Origin of the sequence: Prochlorococcus sp. MIT 1300, assembly GCF_034092375.1 — a bacterium.
GTDB lineage: Bacteria > Cyanobacteriota > Cyanobacteriia > PCC-6307 > Cyanobiaceae > MIT-1300.
Genome location: NZ_CP139302.1, coordinates 1110710 through 1129788, shown reverse-complemented (window position 1 = coordinate 1129788; position 19079 = coordinate 1110710). Strand labels below are relative to the sequence as shown.

The following is a 19079-nucleotide window of genomic DNA, read 5'->3' as shown; positions in this document are numbered from 1 at the left end:
CAACTTCTTAAAGACGTAGTCACTGTTTATATAGATATGACCAGTCATTAAAAGTTGCTGCTTGCCCTAACAAATTAATTTCATTATCCCAGACTGTCCAAATACGTGCGTTGTTAATAGTGAATTTCGTCCCCCTGCTGTCTATTCGTATTCCATAGTAATTTTTGCTTGCATTCTTGTGGAGTGATTGTTCTAGGGCAAGTTTTCTGGTTTGGGTTTCACTTTCAGGCGCTGTAAGCCTTGAAGGCATGCCTACCATGTCTTTCCATTGTCTACACCAGAGAGTCAATGCAGCTGCATTGGCGTAAATTAGGCGGGGGTCGCGATCAATGTTATGTGCCATTAATGGCATATTCATTGTGAAAAGCTCTTGGCTCTGTAGCTGATAGTTATCATTACCACAATTGCATTTGAATAATGGATGGCCAAATGTCGAGAGGTGGGACTGTAAAATATGATGTGTGAGTTGACGTTTTTCAGTTGTTAGCCAAGGAGGCATATCAGGTACTGGAAGACATGGCTTGGAGCATTGCTTTCTGAGCAAGTTGCTGCCCTTGCTCTCGCAGATGATTTATAAATAGTTGCCGTGCTTTTGGGAAACGAGGCTCTTCTGCTAGGGGCAAATCTCCAGCAGCGTCCAGACCTGTTTCACCTTCTAGGGCAGGTGTTATGACTACTAGATCCGCATTTAGATTGGATTCATAGCGCCACCATAAACTGGGTTCAATAACAGCTGGATGGGGTTGGTTTGGCACACCCGGATGAATGATTGACTTTTCATTAGCTGAAGAATCCTTCGTTGTTGATTGGGCAAGCTCTGCCAATTTGGCTCTGCGTAACTCTGCTAGATCTGCAACTAATTTGGCACGTGTTCGTCCCCGGAGTTGAAAAAGTACAAATGGATCCTCACTAAATCGATCACCCATCAGAAAATATATAGCGCTGATATGTTTACAGGGGTTTGCTTTATCAGGACAACTGCATTCACTTCGTACTTCTTGTAGTTTGAAAGGGAACAGTCTTCGACCACTTGCTGCAAAGGCTCTTTCAATGTCTGAGGGCATGATCCCAGCCAAAAGTTGTGCTGACCATCGTGCTTTTTGGGTTAAAGCTTCTATGACATAGCTCCAATCCTCATCATTGAGAACATCAAGCCAGAGTTTTACTTTGTAGGGCTCTTCATCAGTCCCCTGGACCCGTCCATGCACTCTGCGACCTTCAAATCTAATTGAAGTGACTTTGCCTTCTCTGGCATAGCTCCATGCCCGTTCTAATCGCTTTTTGAAACGATAGGAATTTATTAGTTCCATCCATTGCTCTACCCACCATGGCTGTTGCCCTAGCCCTTGCTCACTTAAGGCCGTTGTAATTTCAGAATTGTTGTTTGAATTAGTCATTTGCTTGTTTGCTTTAGGTTTCTTCTAGAGAAACCAGTTCTCTTAATTGATCAACCCCAAGATTTCCTAGCCAGTCTTCTCCTGAGCCGATGATGTCCTCGGCTAGTCGCGATTTCTGCAGAATCATGCGATTAATTTTTTCTTCTACGGAGCCGCTTGTAATGAATTTATGAACCATTACCCTATTTACTTGCCCAATACGATAGGCCCTATCTGTGGCTTGGTTTTCCACTGCAGGATTCCACCATCTATCTATATGAAAAACATGACTAGCTCGTGTGAGATTAAGACCAACACCTCCTGCCTTTAAGGAAAGCAGAAATAGTTGGGGTCCTCGTGGATCTGCTTGAAAACGATCAACCATTGCCTGCCGTTCAGCTTTTCTTGTGCCGCCATGTAGGAATGGCACTTCACAACCCCATCGTTTTTGTAGGTATTGCTGAAGCAGATGACCCCATTCGGAAAATTGCGTGAATAGTAATGCCCTGTCTCCTGCTTCAATGACTTCTTCGAGAATTTCTTCTAATCTTTCTAACTTTGCTGAACGGGACCCAAAATCATCATTCACCCCTTCTTCTTTAAGAGCTAAGCCAGGGTGATTGCAAATTTGCTTGAGGCGAGTCAAAAGGCCAAGTACCTTGCCATGCCTTTGGCCACGAGGTGCAATCGCAATTGCATCAAGAGTTTCTTCTACAGTTTTCTTATAGAGTCGTGATTGCTCTTTGCTGAGTCCGACCCACTCGCTAAGTTCCACTTTTTCGGGTAAGTCGGAGATAATTGCTTTGTCAGTTTTTAAACGTCGAAGAATAAAAGGACTAACGCGACTTTTCAAGTCTTTTAAAGATGACATATCTCCGTATTGTTCGATTGGGAGCCGATAACGTTGTCGAAAAAAGTTCTCTTCACCAAGAACCCTAGGATTTAAAAAGTTCATTAATGCCCACAATTCACTTACGCGATTTTCTACTGGTGTACCAGTAAGAGCTATTCGGAATCTATTGCTTTTTTGAGGCCTCGCAATATCTCGAGCTGCCTGACTTTGTTTCGCAATAGGGTTTTTGATTGCTTGGGCTTCATCAATCACTATGCCTTGCCAGTCGATTGTTTCGAGAAGCTCACTATCTCTTTGCATGAGGCCATAACTTGTTAATACAAGGTCAACTCCTTTTAGTGCATTATGTAGCGATGTAGTGTCTGAAGGACGACGTGAACCATAGTGTTCTTTGACATCCAATTCTGGTGTAAATGAGTGTGCTTCTCGCTTCCAGTTTGTGAGCACAGAAGTTGGAGCAATGAGTAAAACGGGCCTTTTTAATTCTTTTTCGATTTTGAGATGTTGTAGGAACGCCAAGAGCTGAATTGTTTTTCCTAGCCCCATGTCATCAGCCAAGCATGCACCTTGGTCAAAACGATGTAAGAAGGCAAGCCAACCTAATCCTCTCTCTTGATACGGTCTCAGCTGACCACAAAATCCTTCTGGGGCAGGTAAAGGGTCTGGGGCTTTTTGTTGATGATATTGCTCTAAAACATTTTGGAGTCTTGGCCCAGCCTCAAAATGATGTACGGGTAGGCGCATCAGAGTGTCCCCTTCGGTGGCAGTGAGCCTTAAAGCGTCATCAAGGTTTAACTCGGGCTTGGCGCTGCAAAAACGTTCTGCATTTTTTAAATCATTTGGACGTAATTCGATCCATGCACCTTTGTGGCGAACCAACGGACTTTTTTTCTCTGCGAGTTGCTCTAATTCTCTGAGATTGAGTTTGACACCGCCGATCATGAGCTCCCAAGACCACTCAAGACTTTCGCCTAGGGTGAAACCTATGGATGTTTCGGAGAGCTCCGCTTGTATTGCCAGGCCAAGGCGACTGGCTAAACCACCAGAAAGGCTTGCCGGTAGCTCTACACCAACTCCAACATCCCTTAATTTATTAGCTGCAGTTCGTACTAAAACAAAAGCTTCTGCAGGTGTTAGTTGCATTGATTTTGGCGTAGCTGTATCAAGACCTCTTTCGATTGGTTCGAACACGGTTAGGGCTCTTCCCATGCCTTCTAAAAGGATTTCTCCTGGTTGCTCTACTCGGATCTCTCCCAGCTGTAGCACTTGAGATCCTGCTGCCCAAGCTATAGCCGCTGGAACTTTTAATGTTGGGTCTGCTTCAGCTTGTAAGGCGAAGCGCAGCTCCCATAGATCTTCTCCTTCTATTGGAGTAAAAAGCTCTAGGCATGCTCGCGCAGGAGCAACATTGCCTACGACACTTTCACGCCAGTGATGACTGGCAGTTGAGATGCGCTCTGCTTCTTCGTCAGGCAAAGTGAGCACTCCTGTTTCAGATCCAAGTGCCTCTTGCCAAGTTGCCAAGAGAGGATCAAGACCGTTGGTATTTACTTCAAAACCTTGTCTAATTTGTGCGTCTAGAAGGTCTTCTAAAAGATTGGCTACCCTTAATCGGCCACTTCTCGGTCGGCAGGAGGCGACTGGATTAGCTGCTCGCATTGCCTCTGGACGTAACCTTGTTGTTCGATTACTTCTTTTACCAGTTGGTTCTCTCCATGGGAGAGCACATGTAGCAACGAGAGGTAGTTTTGCTGCCAGTTCTTCTAACCTTTGCCTGTCCTCTTCTCGATTAAGTATTGGTACCCATCTGGCTCGGTGTGGATATCCTTCTCCTCTGCTGAGCTCAACTTTGGGCAACCATCTCCCCCTCGCAATTAGGCTTAAAGCCCAACGCTGGAGATGACTCCACCAACGCAATTCATCGCCTAGATCAGGGTGATTCCCAGACAGGGGGAGCTTGGATAACCAGGTGGTAGCCGCACTGGCTTCAATTGCTAGTCCGTCTACTTGCCAGGGCCACCACTCACACTTTGTAGGAATGGGTTCTCCCGCTTGTAGTGGGAATCCCTGCCAGAGATATTCAAGATTTTCTGTTGAATCGTCAGTTTTTATTGGTGTTTTTACGTATCTACTAGGAAGTGTGAGACAAGCTGTGGCATCAATAATGTTATCCGGTAGAAGATCTCTTTGTGTTAGCCAAGCTCGAAGATCTTGTGGGTTAAGTGTAAAAGGATGAGGGGCTGGGGTGCTCCCTGGCCCTGAAGGATTCGCAACTCGCCAAGTGTCCGCCCATACTAATAGGGCTGGGCGACCGGAATTGGTCGGTGTTCTTATGGCTGGAAGCCAGGTGGCGTGCAGCAGGCTCATGGCCGCGACGCGAAAATCATTCGTTGGGTGCCTTCAATCAAAAGCTCGGTGCCTATGGGAGGCAACTACTTTGGATCATCTCTACTGTTAATGATGGCAGGTACTTGGTCTCTTCGTCACCTTAAAGAGTTGTATTACTTCCTCTTTGGGTTGCAAATTTTCTTTCCGTTTTAAGTAGATAGCTCTTTAAAAGCTATTTCGGGAGGTTCTCCTCTATATCAATCCCACGAATGATGAGACTTGTAAAAAGCTCGCGAATAGTACTAAACCTTGTGACTGTAAGGGATCTTAGGCTTGGTGATGGGAAGTTAAATCTTTGTGATTCCCCTTTGGGGGCTTGAAAGGCGATCATGGTTTGTAAGTCTTTTCTCATACCTAATTGCGCCATGCCCGTTGCAAAAAAGTCGGGTTCAAGAGAGTCGCGACCTCGTACTGGGGATGAAATAAGAAGCGCTTTCCTGCAGTTTTTTGCCCAGCGGGATCACAAGCTAATTCCTAGTGCTTCTTTGGTACCAGAGGATCCAACTGTTTTGCTTACCATCGCAGGGATGTTGCCTTTTAAACCGGTGTTTTTGGGGCAGAGTGAACCTCCTTCACCAAGGGCAACAAGTTCTCAAAAATGTATACGGACAAATGACATAGATAACGTTGGACGCACTGCGAGGCATCACACTTTTTTTGAGATGCTTGGCAACTTCTCTTTTGGTGATTATTTCAAAGAGCAGGCAATTCGGTGGGCTTGGGAGTTAAGTGTTGATGTATTTGGTTTAGATCCGAAGAATTTAGTAGTCAGTGTTTTTCGAGAAGATGAAGAGGCTGAGACGATCTGGAGGGATTTGATTGGAGTTGATCCCAAGAGAATCATTCGGATGGGTGAAGCAGATAACTTTTGGGCTGCAGGACCTACAGGACCTTGTGGGCCTTGCTCTGAGATGTATTACGACTTCAGACCTGAATTGGGCAATGCACTGATCGATTTGGAAGATGACACACGTTTTATTGAGTTCTATAACCTTGTATTTATGGAGCACAACCGTGATGGAGATGGTCGATTAACACCGCTTGAAAACCGCAACATTGATACAGGTATGGGCCTAGAGCGTATGGCTCAAATTCTTCAAAATGTTCCTAATAATTATGAAACAGATTTAATTTTCCCGTTACTTGAAAAAGCGGCAGATTTAGCTGAAGTTGATTACTACAAATTAAATGAACAAAGCAAAACGAGCCTTAAAGTTATTGGTGATCATAGTCGTGCAATAGTTCAGTTAATTGGTGATGGAGTTATAGCAAGTAATTTAGGAAGAGGTTATGTTCTGCGTCGCTTGATAAGACGAGTCGTCCGACATGGCCGTTTAATGGGAATACATGAACCTTTTTTGGAAAAGATGGGTAAAGTTGCTATTGACTTGATGAAGAAGGTTCACCCACAGCTACAGGATCGGAGAGAGGTGATTATTAAAGAGTTAAAACTTGAAGAATCCCGTTTTTTAGCAACTCTCGCTCGCGGTGAGAGTTTAATTAAGGACTTGCTTATTCAAAATCCAGAGCAAATAACAGGTCAGCAAGCTTTTGAGCTTTATGATACTTATGGATTTCCCCTTGAGTTAACTCAGGAAATTGCTAGTGAACATGGATTAAAAGTAGATGTAGATGCCTTTGATGAGGAGATGAATGCTCAAAAGGAGAGGGCTAAGGCAGCTGCTGTAAGTATTGACTTGACTGTTCAAGATGTTATTAATCAAATAACTCTTGAGCTTGATGAAACAAATTTCTCAGGTTATCAATCCCTAAAACAAAGCAGTCAAGTATTAGCATTAATTGTAGATGGAAAGTCTGGAAATATGGCCAAAGCAGGAGACTCTGTTCAAGTTTTGCTAGATGCAACTTGTTTTTATGGAGAAGGTGGTGGTCAGGTAGGTGATTGTGGTTATCTAATTAATAAGGATTTAAAAGTTTCTGTGAATACAGTCACACGCAGTCAAGGGGTTTTTATTCATTGTGGTCAGATAGAGAGCGGTACTTTAGAAGTTGGTGATCTAGTTCAAGGTGTTGTAGATCATGTTTTTCGTAGAATGGCTCAGGCTCATCATACTGCCACTCATTTATTGCAGTCTGCATTAAGAAAAGTTGTTGATGCCAATATTAGCCAGGCTGGGTCCTTGGTTGATTTTGATCATTTAAGATTTGACTTTCATTTTTCTAGGTCAGTTACTTTGCAGGAACTTGATCAGATTGAAAATTTAATAAATAGTTGGATTGTTGATGCTCATGCCTTAGTTGTTAAAGATATGGATATTGATATCGCTAAAGCTTCTGGTGCGTTGGCAATGTTTGGTGAAAAATATGCCGATGTGGTGCGAGTTGTTGATGTGCCTGGTGTCTCAATGGAGCTTTGTGGTGGTACACATGTCAAGAACACTTCAGAAATAGGCCTTTTTAAAATTGTTAGCGAAAGTGGAATTGCAGCAGGTATTCGACGGATTGAGGCAGTTGCAGGTCATGCAGTGCTCGACTACCTCAATGAACGTGATTTGGTAGTAAAAAATCTTGGCAAAGTTTTTAAGGCAAAGCCTCTAGAAATTGTTGACAGAGTTTTGTCTCTTCAGAATGATTTAAAAGCCACTAGTAAGGTCTTAGCTGCTACAAGAGAAGAATTGGCTAAAGCCAAGGCTCTTGCAATGTTGAACCAGGCTTTAGTTGTTGGCCAAAACCAATTGTTAGTCACTCGACTTGATGGAGCTCAAGGTGATGCGCTTCAACTTGCAGCTCAAGGTCTTGTGGAACAACTTGGTGCAAGCGGTGTTGTGGTTCTAGGTGGTTTGCCAGATCCAGGCGATACTCAAAAAGTGATATTAGTTGCGGCATTTGGAGACAATGTTGTGGCCAGTGGACTGCAAGCAGGCAAGTTTATTGGTCGAATTGCCAAGATTTGTGGAGGAGGAGGAGGAGGGCGAGCCAATTTGGCTCAAGCGGGAGGTAGAGATGGCGCAGCCTTGGATCGAGCTTTGGGAACTGCTGAAAAAGAACTTGCTGTGTTACTGCAATAATTACTTATTGCTGTAAATATGTGCTTTGACGAAGACTGGTTTCAAGGTGATCCATTAGACGTTGTGCATCTTTGATTTTTAGGCTTTTTCGGTGTATTGCCGACTCACTGGCTATTCGTAATTTTTCCAGTAGTTGTTCTGGGTCATGTTCCATAGCCTCGAGCACATTGGCATTTGTGTCCCCACGTACAACATGGTCTACTTGGTAGTTGCCATTCGTGGCTAGGCGAATATGTACGGCATTTGTAGTTCCAAATAAGTTATGCAGATTACCCATGACTTCTTGATAAGCTCCACCTAGAAACATGCCTATTATGTAGGTTTCGTTAGGCTTTAATTGGTGAAGTTCAAGCAGAGATTTTACTTCTCCATTGTCTATAAACCTTGTTATTTTTCCATGTGAATCACAAGTAAGATCTGCAAAATGTCCTAATTCAGTAGGCTCTTCATTCAATCTATGAATTGGCATGATAGGAAATACTTGATCAATGGCCCAAGTGTCTGGGGCTGAGCGAAATATGGAAAGATTGGCGTAGTAGGTGTGGGCAAAATTGGACCGTAAATTTTTGAGTTCATCTGGAATGTTTTTTTCGATAGGCAGTTTTTGCACGATTTCTCTTGCGCATGCCCAAGTTAATTGCTCGGCCAGAGCTCTTTCGTGCATGCGAAGGTAACCTAGGCGGAATGCGGCGAGTGCATCATTTTTAAATTTGATTGCGTCGTTCCATGCCTCTTGGAGGTTGGGAATAGCAATTTCGGATTCGCGTGAGGTCGCCGTAATTTTGGCTAATGTCTCTCTTAGGTTGCTAATGCTTAAGCATTCTTTTGGGCTGCTCGATGGTGCCTTTTTGTGTCTCCCTTCTGTGCCTAGAACATTGAATAAAAGAACTGAAAAATGGCTGGCAATTGCTCTCCCACTCTCGCTTATCAAAGTAGGTACGTTTACTTGATTCGATTCACAGCATTCTTTTATTGTGGCAACAACATCGTTGGCATAATTCTGCAATGAGTAATTTGTTGATGCTGTGGTAGCAGTTTTGCTTCCGTCGTAGTCAACTCCTAAGCCGCCACCTACATCAAGGTAGCCCATAGGTGCTCCTAGCTTGGTTAGCTCTACATATATTTGGCTGGCTTCTTGTAGGGCATCTTTTAAAACAGCTATATCATTGATTTGGCTTCCTAGGTGAAAATGCAATAGCCGAAGATCATTAATAAGTCCAGCAGACTGGAGAGCTTCTAAGCTTGCAAGAATGTCGGGTATTGAAAGACCAAACTTTGCTGTCTCCCCAACAGAATTACTCCATTTTCCACTACTTCGACTGGCGAGTTTTGCGCGAATACCGATTAAGGGGGCTGCGCCTAATTCACGACTGCTAGAAATAATTCTTTCAACTTCATCAGCTTGTTCAATGACTACTACAGGTTGGCGACCTAACTGGCGAGCAAGTATAGCTGTTTCTATGTAGCGTTGATCTTTGTAGCCGTTGCAAATTAAAAGTGCTTTTGGATCATTTAAAAGAGATAAAGCTATAAGCAGCTCTGCTTTGCTACCAGCTTCGAGGCCTAAATGCCATTTTTCCCCAGACGAGATTAATTCTTCGACAACATGACGTTGTTGGTTGCATTTGATAGGAAAGACGCCTTGATAACTACCGGCATATTTATATTCCTTGATTGCTTCGTCAAAAGCTGTATGAATTTGTTCGAGTCTATTTTCCAGAATGTCGTCAAAACGAATTAAAAGCGGTAGTTGAAGATTGCGAGTTTCTAGCCCCTTGACTAGATCTATTAGGTCTAGGGAGCCGGCCCCTGCACCTTTTGGCTGTACAGATATGTGACCTAATTCATTTATCGAAAAATACTGCTCTCCCCACTTATCCAGTCCATACAAAGCAGCGCTGTCTAAGACTGTCCATTTTTTGTTTTTAGCAGTGTTGGCCAGTGGCATTAGCAGCTTTGTTTCTTTAAATGAAATTTAAGGACCGTTTGAATGACTGCCAGCCGCTCGCTTGCCAAGTGGGTATCAGAAAGAAGACTATGGCTTTGTTTTGATCTGTTTGTTTCATGGCTGTTGAAAGGACCTTTATTGCTATTAAGCCAGATGGCGTTCAGCGAGGGCTAGTGGGTGAGATTCTTGGACGCTTTGAACGCAAAGGATTCAAGTTGATTGGCTTGAAACAGTTGACTCCTAGCCGAGCGTTGGCTGAACAACATTATGGGGTACATCGTGAACGTCCATTTTTTAATGGTTTAGTTGATTTCATTACAAGTGGTCCTGTAGTTGCAATGGTTTGGGAAGGAGATGGTGTGATTGCAAGTGCTCGTCAATTAATTGGGGCTACTAAACCTTTAGAGGCGGAACCTGGGACGATTCGTGGTGATTTGGCTGTGAATATTGGACGCAATGTCATCCATGGCTCTGATGGGGCAGAAACAGCTCAATTTGAAATTGGGCTTTGGTTCCAGGCTGCTGAGTTAAATGATTGGCTCCCTTCAGATCAGGTCTGGCGAGTTGAGGCATGATTCCTGAGATATTTCTCTCTTTTAGTTACCTATCATGAGTCTTTGGCCTGAGTATGGAAGCGATTCCACAAGAATGCTTTCATTAGTACCTTTAGTTCGTTCTTGAGTGGAATCTCACAAATAGATTTGCTGATTAGTTCTGCTGTAATTGCCGCTAGAAGTACCCCATTTCGGTGGTGTCCAGTCGCAAGCCAGAGCCCTTGAATTGATGATGGTCCTAATAAAGGTTTCTCATCTGGGGTGCATGGCCGGAAACCCCACCATCGTTCCATGGGAGGCCATGTAATTGCGTTGGGTAAAAGGTTCTTGATCCCTTTTTGTAGTTCTGTTTGACCAAATGGTGTAAGGCCTTCTCTAAAACCAGCCCCTCTTTCACTAGTTGCTCCCACGACAATCAGTCCATCATCTCGAGGGACCAAATAAGTACCTGGGCCAAAAATAATTCGTTTCAATGCAGCCTTAGGTCCCTGGATGGACAACATTTGTCCTTTGACGGGAAAGATTGGCAACTCCTTTAATAAGTTGCTACTCCATGCCCCACTGCACAACACCGCTTCTTTTGCTGGAAGAATAGTAACTTTCCCTTCTGCATTGCGCACCTTTGCACCTGTGAAAAAGTGGTTGTCATGGATGATTTCCAGCACTTCTACTCCCTCTTGAAAATGCACATTCAATTCAGCGCAGGCCTTTTCTAGCGCTCGCATTAGTCTTCTTCTGTTATCGATTTGTCCGTCTTGTGGAAAAAATAATCCTGCCTGCCATTTTGAGGCAAGTCCAGGAATTTCTTTTTCTAAGTCTTTTCGGTTTAGGTGTTCACCAAAGGATGCAGTCGAATATGTCTCTAGTTCGCTATACGACCTAAACGGCACCACAATTCCGCAATTCCTTAAGTCGCAACCTATTCCACTGTCTTTTTCAATGCTTTCCACCCATGAAGGAATGGCTTTAAGACTTAATTGGCTCAGCTTTAGAAGCTCGTTGCTTAATCCCTCGGCATGTGGTGCAAGCATGCCCGCTGCTACAAAGCCTGCGGCTTCACTTCTATTTCTACTAAGAACTTCTACAGTACGGCCCCTCTTGGCTAGCGCGTGAGCTATCGCAAGACCCATTAGGCCACCGCCAAGAATTAACAAGGGCTTGCTAGCTTTCACTATCTTTCTAGTAAATTGGTTTGCTTGACTCTCGGCATTTTTTTAAAGTTCAGAGGCAAATCTCTAAATTTTTCATTTCCAAAGGACTCAGTCATCTAGAAAATCAGCTATGGCAACAGATAAGTCAGATTGGGAGGCTGTTATTGGTCTTGAAACCCATGTTCAATTAGGTACGAAAAGCAAGATCTTTACCAATGCCTCCACAACGTTTGGTGATGATCCCAATACCCATATTGACCCTGTTGTATGTGGTTTACCAGGCACTTTGCCAGTTTTAAATCAGAAGGTGCTGGAGTATGCCGTTAAAGCTGCGATGGCTCTGAATTTGAACATCGCAATGCATAGTAAGTTTGATCGCAAGCAATATTTTTATCCAGACCTGCCAAAGAACTATCAAATTTCACAGTTTGATGAACCTATTGCTGAAGATGGTTGGATTGAAGTAGAGGTCGCTGAGAAGGGGAAAGAGACCTACTTGAAAAAGATTGGAATAGAGCGGCTGCATATGGAGGAGGACGCTGGCAAGTTAGTCCATGCGGGTAGTGATCGATTAGCAGGATCTACTCATTCGTTAGTTGATTACAATCGCGCAGGAGTTGCTTTGGCTGAAATTGTTAGTAAGCCAGATTTAAGGACTGGTAGGGAAGCGGCTGAATATGCATCTGAGATTCGACGAATTGTTCGTTATTTAGGTGTTTCGGATGGAAATATGCAGGAGGGTTCATTGCGATGTGACGTCAACATTTCTGTGCGCCGTGGCCCAAAGGCTCCTTTTGGCACAAAGGTAGAGATTAAGAACATGAATTCTTTCTCCGCAATTCAAAAAGCCTGTGAATATGAGGTTCAGCGTCAAATTAAGGCTTATGAGGCTAATGAGCCAGTAGTACAGGAAACACGTTTATGGGATGAGGGAAAGCAGTTGACTAAGAGTATGCGCTCTAAAGAAGGCAGTAGTGATTATCGATATTTTCCTGATCCAGATCTTGGCCCTATTGAAGTCGCTCCTGAGTTGAAAGAGAAATGGTTGTCTGAACTTCCAGAGTTGCCAGCCCAAAAGCGGCATCGTTATGCCGTTGAGTATGGCCTTTCCGCTTATGACTCAAGAGTATTAACTGATGAGCTTTCTATGGCTAGATTTTTTGAGGAGACAGTTGCAGGAGGAGCAAATCCCAAAGTGACATCTAACTGGATTACAGGGGATATAGCTGCTTACGTAAACTCAAACAGGTTGGACTATACAAAGTTACCATTGAAACCTGAGGGTTTGGCAGAGATGGTGCAGATGATTGAGGAAGGTAAAATTAGTGGCAAAATTGCGAAGGAAATTCTTCCAGATTTATTGGCTCAAGGTGGATCCCCAAGGAGAATGATTGACGAGCGGGGGCTTGGAATGATTAGTGATTCAAACGCTCTGCTAGTGGTTATTGATGAGTTGCTAGATCAGTTTTCAAAGGAGGTTCAAGACTATCGTGATGGGAAAACCAAGTTACAAGGATTCTTTGTGGGGCAACTTATGAAGAGGACAGGGGGCAAAGCTGATCCAAAACTTGCCAACCAACTCCTGGTTATGAAGCTAAAAGGAGAAGAGCCTAAATAAGTTCTTTGACCTGGTTAATCCAGGCTTCTTTTGCATTGCTGTTATCAATTAATATATCTACAAGTTCTTTTTTTTGTTCCAAAGGCCATTGAGAATTTATACGTCTTTGAGCTTCTTCAGAAGTGATCTTATTACGATGAATGAGGCGCTCTAGCTGTTGCTTTGGCTCGCAACTTACTAGCCATATTTCGCTGCAAAATACTTCAAATTTTGCCTCAAATAGTAGAGGAATCATTAGCAAAACAATAGGGTAGTTCTTATATTTTTCCAGGTCATTAATCAAATGTTGCTCCACTTTGGGGTGTATAAGCTGCTCAAGCCACAATCGCTCTGTCTTATCCTTGAAAATAATTTCACTAAGGGCAGAACGGTCTATCTCTGGGATGAAACTGTTGGTTTTTTGAAGAATTGAGTTTCCATATCTGCGTATCGTTTTTGTGCTGGCTTCTGTCCCAGGGGCCAATGCCTCATGTGCAAATAGATCAGCGTCTAATAGTGGAATCGAATAAGTTTTCGCAAGGTAGTTGGCCACACTGCTTTTGCCACTTGCGATACCACCTGTTATCCCGATGCGTCGTTGTACTTCTGGATTATTCATGATCGGGGTTTCTAGCTTGCTGATCATGGCTCAGTATGAGGTCAGTGTGTGTCTGTGAAAGCTGTGACCCATCTCAATAGATCTTTATGGTCTTTGGTTAGTGGTGGTCTCACTTCTCCTAGAGGCTTTAAGGCGGCAGGAATTACTGCTGGATTGAAAGCCTCGGGGAAGGCAGACTTGGCACTTTTATTAGCCCCTGGCAAGGCGGTTTGTACCGGTGTTTTTACAAAGTCTGTGACTAGAGCAGCTTGCATTGATTTGGCGATTCAACGTTTGCAACTTACCGGTGGAAATGTAAGAGCAGTTTTGATCAATTCTGGGCAAGCAAATGCTTGTACAGGTAATAGAGGTCTAGTTGATACTTTGAAAGTTACGGAAGTTTTAGCTGGTCTGCTCGGGTTAGAGATTGATCAGGTTCTGATGTGCTCTACGGGGGTTATTGGAGTGCCTATTCCTGTTCAAAAGTTGTTGCTGGCTTTACCCCTTCTTGTTAAAGGTCTGGATGACATGGGAGGCAATCAAGCGGCTCAGGCAATACTCACAACTGATTTAGTGGATAAGCAAATTGCTGTTGAAGCGGAGTTAGGAGGAAGAGTGGTCAGAATCGGAGGTATGGCTAAAGGTTCAGGAATGATTCACCCTGATATGGCAACCATGCTGGGTTATATAACCTGTGATGCAGGAATTCCTTCTGCAGATTGGTCATCAATGGTGACGCGTGCCATTGATTGTTCTTTTAATGCAATCACTGTTGATGGTGATACAAGTACAAATGATGCAGTCATAGCTTTTGCTGCTGGACCGCCTCTAGATAGAAATTATTGGGGTGCTTTGGAATCTGGATTAGTGCAAGTCGCGCAATTCTTGGCAAAAGCTATTGCTCGGGATGGGGAAGGGGCCAATTGCCTTTTAGAAATTAAAGTCGATGGAGCTTCAACCGACCAGGAAGCTCGATGTATTGCACGAGCTATTTGTGGGTCATCTTTGGTTAAAACTGCAATACATGGTTGTGACCCTAATTGGGGAAGGATAGTGGCTGCAGCGGGTCGCTCAGGGGTTGCTTTTCAATTAGAAGATCTAGACCTTTGGATTGGCGACTGTAAGTTACTAGAAAGCGGAAATTCATTGCCATTCGATCAAAAGGAAGTTGTTACTTATATGAGGAATCGAATGAGGGGTAGATATCTTATTGATGATTGCGTGACTATTAAACTAGTAGTTGGTAGCGGGCAAGGTCTAGGTATTTCATGGGGTTGTGATCTGTCTGATCAATACATCAGAATTAATGCCGATTACACAACCTAAAGCGAGATGGTTTAAGACCCTCTCCACGATTTGATGAGTAAATCTAAAAAATCTTAGAGAATGGTTGATCAAAGAATTGACATTGTGCCTAACCTCTGCATGATTAGTAAAATTCTCTAAATCCCATGGCAATATTAAGGGCATTTTCTAGGTTTATCAGAGGCTTTAAGCGGCCATCTGACAAGGTGGTTCAGGAAAAATTGAATGCAAAGCCTTCTGACACTTTTTCTAGCAAGCCTGAAGTGACGATTCTTGGCTAATTGCAAAGTTATTTTTTGGCAACTGATAAGTCATTCTTGGATTTAAATCTACTCAGGCATGCTAACAATCCTTAGATATTTTTCGGAATCTCATGAAAAGTTGGTCATTAGTTAGACTAGATGCTGCATAGTTTATATGCTTTATTTCTCCCATATCGATCGTCTGCTGCGATCATCAACTATTAAATAGTTTATTTAAATATTCTTCAGTTGAAGGGTAGCCTTGATTGCTATAGGTTCATCTCATTGACGAAGTGAGAGATGCATTATTTGTCTGAAGGGACGATTAAACAACTTCAAGGTCACAAGGATCTTATAATCTTTTGAGAAGTTGCTTGCAATAATTTGGTGTTTCTGTGCATTCCTAATCAAATTAGATCAACATTTCAAACAAAGCGTTATGCTTACACTTTTGTCTATTTTTAATACATAAGTGGACTTAATGTAGGTTCGTTTATTCAGATAGTTCGATTAATTGAATTGGTAGAGCTGCAAAAATAACCGGATAATATTATGTCTATTTTCTTAGGTAATCCACCTGATGATGAGTTATGGATTACTCACCAATGCGATCAATAGCATTTCTTGACTTTAGTAAAATATTTCCTTGGAGAGGAATGAATCCAAGCTTGGCAGCTTTGTTTTGGGCCGCATCGCTTAATAAATATCTCAATGCTTTTTGGATTGCTTGCTGTTTACTGCCATTATCAGTTTTGTAGGCCAGGATCCAGGTCAAGGTTGTAATAGGGTAAGCACCTCGAGCGGTGGGGTTGGGGTTATTTCCGGCGAGATTACTGTCTAGATTGATTCCATTGAGTGCTTTGGCTCCTGAGTCCACAGTTGGCTTGAGGAACTCACCAGAGAGATTTTCGAGAGATGCGGCTTTTATCTTGCCTTTGATATAGGACTGGTTGAGATAGCCAATGGTGCCAGGATTATTCCTAATTACTCCGGCGACACCTGCGTTGCCTTTGGCTCCCACGGCATTAGAACCAGCCCAATTGACTGATTTACCAGAGCCCAGAGTCCACTCGTTTGAGAAATCTTTCATTGAGTTTGTGAAAGCCTTTGTGGTGCCGGAACCGTCAGAGCGGTGTGCCCAGGTGAGTTTTCCTTCTGCGCAACCAAGTTCCTTCCAGTTTTTGATTTTTCCTATTGCAATACGAACTGCTTGTTTTTGAGTGAGCTTCAGGTCACAGTCATAGTTATACCCAAATGCAATAGTCCCTCCGATTATTGGGATTTGAACTAAGCCACGTTGGACCTTCGCGATATCTTTCGCGTTCATTGGATCATCGGATGCTCCGAAGTCCACAGTTTCGTCAATAAACGCTTTCCTGCCTGAACCTGAGCCAATGGATTGATAATTGACTTTAGGTCCGCCTGCTTTTGCGAGATCTGAGAACCATCTTGCATAAATCTTTGCGGGAAATGATGCTCCTGCTCCTCTTAGTGGAGTAGTGCTTGAGGAACCGCAAGCGTATGTGCTGGCACTCAGGAGTAGTAAAGCAGAGCAAAGGAGCGTTTTGTTGTACAAGATCATAGATTCAGGCAGAGGGTTTGCGCTTGAATAAATCTCAGAGAATTGAAGGAAGGCCTAGTCTTAGTGAGCCCTAAGGATGTAATTAATAGAATTAGGATGCTCGTGGACATATTGAATTGTTTCCATAGCAATTAAGCGTGCCTCAAATGAGTCGTTTGCATAGGTGCAAAACTCGCACCTTTTCCTAGTGCTGTCTAGATAACTGATTGTGTAAGCGTGGCGGGTCATAAGACCTGCAACTCCTTATTACATCCTTATCCTGGCTCAAGAGGAGGTAGGAATGCCATCTCTTTGTTCGCAGGGTTAGGGTATCAACAAGAAGTTTTCCTTTTCATTTCAAGTAAAGACGGTGTGGTATATGGATGTCATGAAGCTTCCATGTCACAAGGTTTGTTCTCCTCCATAAGAATTCGATTGGCTCATTGAGTTGAGACGGATGGATGCTTAAAGTGAATTGTCGATAAGAATTATAGAAAAGTCTAGGCTCAATCTTTCTTAGATCATTACCAAGAACAAAGTTCTGGGGATGCTCAGTAGCACTAATTTCTTTATTTCTAAGATTTAATTTGCCATAGTTGAGTAAGGCTTGAAGATTAGAAGGTCTTATTATTGCATTGACCATGCCATCAGCAAGAGGGTTCACGATTATCAACATGCCTAAGGTGATATATGGACTTTCAGTTGTATTATCTCCTAATCCTTTTATTATAAATTTTTTAAACCTTGCTTTTAGATTAGCCCTAAGGAGTTTATAATCAATGCACTTATCTAAGTTGCCTGAATCTTTTCTCTCTATCGATCTTTTACATTTTAATATTGCAACGTATGGACTTGCATAAAGGCATGTCCCATAAAGAATGGCTGCGATAACAGTAATCCATCGAAGTTTGCCCCAAAAAATAGGCTTGTTGGTTTTCATCTATAGAGTTGAGCAGAGAAGCTGATGTTCAAAGTGCTAATTGCTTTGGAGGGATGGCATTTTGTCACTCCGCTGAGAAGTTTCATTGTCAATGCACCACTCAAGTCTAGAACCATTGCAAGTTCTATATCTTTTAAAAATTGAGAAAACTTTTCGTTTTGCAGGTGTCTTTACTGAAAGAGGCAATTCCTTGCAAAAAGAGAGTTTTATAGCCTGGCCCACTAGCCATGTGGTTGATATATATGATAAAGGGTCAATGGTATCTGTCACCTTTCTTCTAATCCTTAAGGTCGAAAGGAGTTTTCTGAATTCCCTTGAATGACATGGCAGGCACGATCTCCTTATAAGTATTTGATAAGTATCTTAGAAATTTCCCCTTGAGTTAAGCAATTAGATTCATGGCAATTGCTCCATGAGCACCTCGAATATATGAATCAGGTCGAAGTTGACTATAAAAAGCATTAAATAAATGACTGGATCTGCAATTAGTTATATATTCCTTATGTTGTTTTGAGATTATATGTGGCAAATACTCTGAGACTGCATTCGATATTTCATTACCAGTATTGATTTGATAGTAAAAGCCCATGCTCGCCAGTTTTTCTGAGCATGAGTAACGATCAACACCGATTGCAAATGCATTCCTAATTTCTAATTTTGTTGAACTCTCTATTAGATGGGGCTTCATGAATAAATGTAGATCTTGCGAGGAATATCCAATGCAACCAGTTAATGGCATATTAAATAATATTCGAGGCTTTCTGAATAAAGTTGCATATGCACTGGCTCCAGATGAGTCGCCTAACCATGCGAGGGACCCATTAGCTACTAATAAATCCATTGTCGATGATGCATAACGACTAGAAGAATAATTAACTACATTTTGGTGAATTAATGGCTCAGTACCTGGAGAGCCCATTTGAACAGCTTTAATGCCATATTTTTCTAGCACTTCAACACTTTCTTTCAGGCAGGAAATATCTGCATTTCTAAAAGATTGATTGCCGGAAAGTTGCTCACTCTTGTAACCAGCTTGCCTGCAATGAATACAAATATAATTACAATCATCAAGCCCATAATCCTTTAAGAAATTCTTATACATATCATGAATATTATTTGATGGAGAAAATGATGACATGATATCGGAATCTTGATTTATATAATTGTCGATTGCTGCCCATATTGGTGGATTATGTGGAATAGAATAGTTGTTATAAAGAGCACTTGTATCATGTATAGATTGTGGTAAATAACCAAGACTCTCTATCCCAAAAGATGCAACACTATTATGTAAAAATATTTGTGAATCTTTGCCGAATTTGTTTAGTACTATGCTGTTAGCAGCTTTTGTGAAATCACATATAAATAGCGCTTTTTGCTTGATAACACCTTTTTGATAAAAGTAATCGTAAATGATAGGGTCAAAAATGGAATGCCCAAGAGCTTGATAGGTAATCTTTGCTACTTGAAAGTCACTTTGTTTTGCGGAAATTAGCAGATGCTTTAACTCAAGGCTAAGATCAACCATGCCTATTAC

The 19079-nt window shown here is 42.5% G+C and carries 13 protein-coding genes; 4 read left to right on the top strand and 9 right to left on the bottom strand.

Annotation, left to right across the window (positions count from 1 at the left end):
* Nucleotides 1-19: 19 nt before the first annotated feature.
* Genes SOI83_RS05940 through SOI83_RS05930 form a run of 3 tightly spaced genes read right to left on the bottom strand, consistent with a single transcriptional unit; the run spans nt 20 to nt 4596 of the window.
* Nucleotides 20-499 carry an MEKHLA domain-containing protein gene (locus SOI83_RS05940; protein ID WP_320675787.1) on the bottom strand — a complete coding sequence of 160 codons (480 nt, stop codon included), beginning with the start codon at nt 497-499 and terminating at the stop codon, nt 20-22.
* A 1-nt stretch (nt 500) separates the two neighbouring features.
* Complete coding sequence (locus tag SOI83_RS05935; protein ID WP_320675786.1) at nt 501-1397, bottom strand: SWIM zinc finger family protein; 897 nt, start codon at nt 1395-1397, stop codon at nt 501-503.
* 13 nt (nt 1398-1410) lie between these two features.
* Nucleotides 1411-4596: a DEAD/DEAH box helicase gene (locus tag SOI83_RS05930; RefSeq protein WP_320675785.1), complete on the bottom strand. Its 3186-nt coding sequence runs from the start codon at nt 4594-4596 to the stop codon at nt 1411-1413.
* 386 nt (nt 4597-4982) lie between these two features.
* Between SOI83_RS05930 and alaS the strand changes: the two genes are divergently transcribed.
* The gene (gene alaS / locus SOI83_RS05925) at nt 4983-7646 is read left to right on the top strand and encodes an alanine--tRNA ligase (protein WP_320675779.1); all 2664 of its coding nucleotides are present in this window, start codon (nt 4983-4985) and stop codon (nt 7644-7646) included.
* 4 nt (nt 7647-7650) lie between these two features.
* On the opposite strand, the gene speA is transcribed toward alaS, so the two are convergent.
* On the bottom strand, nt 7651-9594 hold the full coding sequence (gene speA, locus SOI83_RS05920; RefSeq protein WP_320675772.1) for a biosynthetic arginine decarboxylase: 1944 nt from the start codon (nt 9592-9594) through the stop codon (nt 7651-7653).
* 116 nt (nt 9595-9710) lie between these two features.
* Between speA and ndk the strand changes: the two genes are divergently transcribed.
* Nucleotides 9711-10169 (top strand): nucleoside-diphosphate kinase, encoded by a 459-nt coding sequence (ndk, locus tag SOI83_RS05915; protein WP_320675771.1) that lies wholly within the window; start codon nt 9711-9713, stop codon nt 10167-10169.
* Between the two features lie 32 nt (nt 10170-10201).
* Here ndk and SOI83_RS05910 read toward each other — a convergent pair whose 3' ends face one another.
* Nucleotides 10202-11320 (bottom strand): NAD(P)/FAD-dependent oxidoreductase, encoded by a 1119-nt coding sequence (locus tag SOI83_RS05910; protein ID WP_320675770.1) that lies wholly within the window; start codon nt 11318-11320, stop codon nt 10202-10204.
* A 109-nt stretch (nt 11321-11429) separates the two neighbouring features.
* On the opposite strand from SOI83_RS05910, the gene gatB reads away from it, so the two are divergent.
* Complete coding sequence (gatB, locus tag SOI83_RS05905; RefSeq protein ID WP_320675767.1) at nt 11430-12917, top strand: Asp-tRNA(Asn)/Glu-tRNA(Gln) amidotransferase subunit GatB; 1488 nt, start codon at nt 11430-11432, stop codon at nt 12915-12917.
* Here the strand turns inward: gatB and coaE are convergent.
* Nucleotides 12910-13515, bottom strand: coding sequence for a dephospho-CoA kinase (coaE, locus tag SOI83_RS05900; RefSeq protein WP_320675761.1), 606 nt, complete (start codon nt 13513-13515; stop codon nt 12910-12912). The two genes, gatB and coaE, sit on opposite strands and share 8 nt — an antisense overlap.
* A gap of 48 nt (nt 13516-13563) precedes the next feature.
* Here coaE and argJ point away from each other — a divergent pair, with 48 nt between their 5' ends.
* Nucleotides 13564-14820, top strand: a complete 1257-nt coding sequence (argJ, locus tag SOI83_RS05895; RefSeq protein ID WP_320675759.1) for a bifunctional glutamate N-acetyltransferase/amino-acid acetyltransferase ArgJ — start codon at nt 13564-13566, stop codon at nt 14818-14820.
* Nucleotides 14821-15636: 816 nt separating this feature from the next.
* Here argJ and pstS read toward each other — a convergent pair.
* The 3 genes from pstS to SOI83_RS05880 all read right to left on the bottom strand — a co-directional run bounded on the left by pstS (nt 15637) and on the right by SOI83_RS05880 (nt 19070).
* A complete protein-coding gene (gene pstS / locus SOI83_RS05890; RefSeq protein ID WP_320675752.1) occupies nt 15637-16623 on the bottom strand; it encodes a phosphate ABC transporter substrate-binding protein PstS in 987 nt (328 codons plus the stop codon).
* A 331-nt stretch (nt 16624-16954) separates the two neighbouring features.
* Entirely contained in the window at nt 16955-17542 is a 588-nt protein-coding gene (locus tag SOI83_RS05885) for a DUF2939 domain-containing protein (RefSeq protein ID WP_320675750.1), read from the bottom strand.
* A 382-nt stretch (nt 17543-17924) separates the two neighbouring features.
* Nucleotides 17925-19070, bottom strand: a complete 1146-nt coding sequence (locus SOI83_RS05880; RefSeq protein ID WP_320675746.1) for a TIGR04372 family glycosyltransferase — start codon at nt 19068-19070, stop codon at nt 17925-17927.
* Nucleotides 19071-19079 lie beyond the last annotated feature (9 nt).

Excerpts from the sequence above, each read along its gene's own strand:
- SOI83_RS05940 (WP_320675787.1), bottom strand. The coding sequence starts at position 499 with ATGCCTCCTTGGCTAACAACTGAAAAACGTCAACTCACACATCATATT.
- SOI83_RS05935 (WP_320675786.1), bottom strand. The coding sequence starts at position 1,397 with ATGACTAATTCAAACAACAATTCTGAAATTACAACGGCCTTAAGTGAG.
- SOI83_RS05930 (WP_320675785.1), bottom strand. The coding sequence starts at position 4,596 with ATGAGCCTGCTGCACGCCACCTGGCTTCCAGCCATAAGAACACCGACC.
- alaS (WP_320675779.1), top strand. The coding sequence starts at position 4,983 with ATGCCCGTTGCAAAAAAGTCGGGTTCAAGAGAGTCGCGACCTCGTACT.
- speA (WP_320675772.1), bottom strand. The coding sequence starts at position 9,594 with ATGCCACTGGCCAACACTGCTAAAAACAAAAAATGGACAGTCTTAGAC.
- ndk (WP_320675771.1), top strand. The coding sequence starts at position 9,711 with ATGGCTGTTGAAAGGACCTTTATTGCTATTAAGCCAGATGGCGTTCAG.
- gatB (WP_320675767.1), top strand. The coding sequence starts at position 11,430 with ATGGCAACAGATAAGTCAGATTGGGAGGCTGTTATTGGTCTTGAAACC.
- coaE (WP_320675761.1), bottom strand. The coding sequence starts at position 13,515 with ATGAATAATCCAGAAGTACAACGACGCATCGGGATAACAGGTGGTATC.
- pstS (WP_320675752.1), bottom strand. The coding sequence starts at position 16,623 with ATGATCTTGTACAACAAAACGCTCCTTTGCTCTGCTTTACTACTCCTG.
- SOI83_RS05885 (WP_320675750.1), bottom strand. The coding sequence starts at position 17,542 with ATGAAAACCAACAAGCCTATTTTTTGGGGCAAACTTCGATGGATTACT.
- SOI83_RS05880 (WP_320675746.1), bottom strand. The coding sequence starts at position 19,070 with ATGGTTGATCTTAGCCTTGAGTTAAAGCATCTGCTAATTTCCGCAAAA.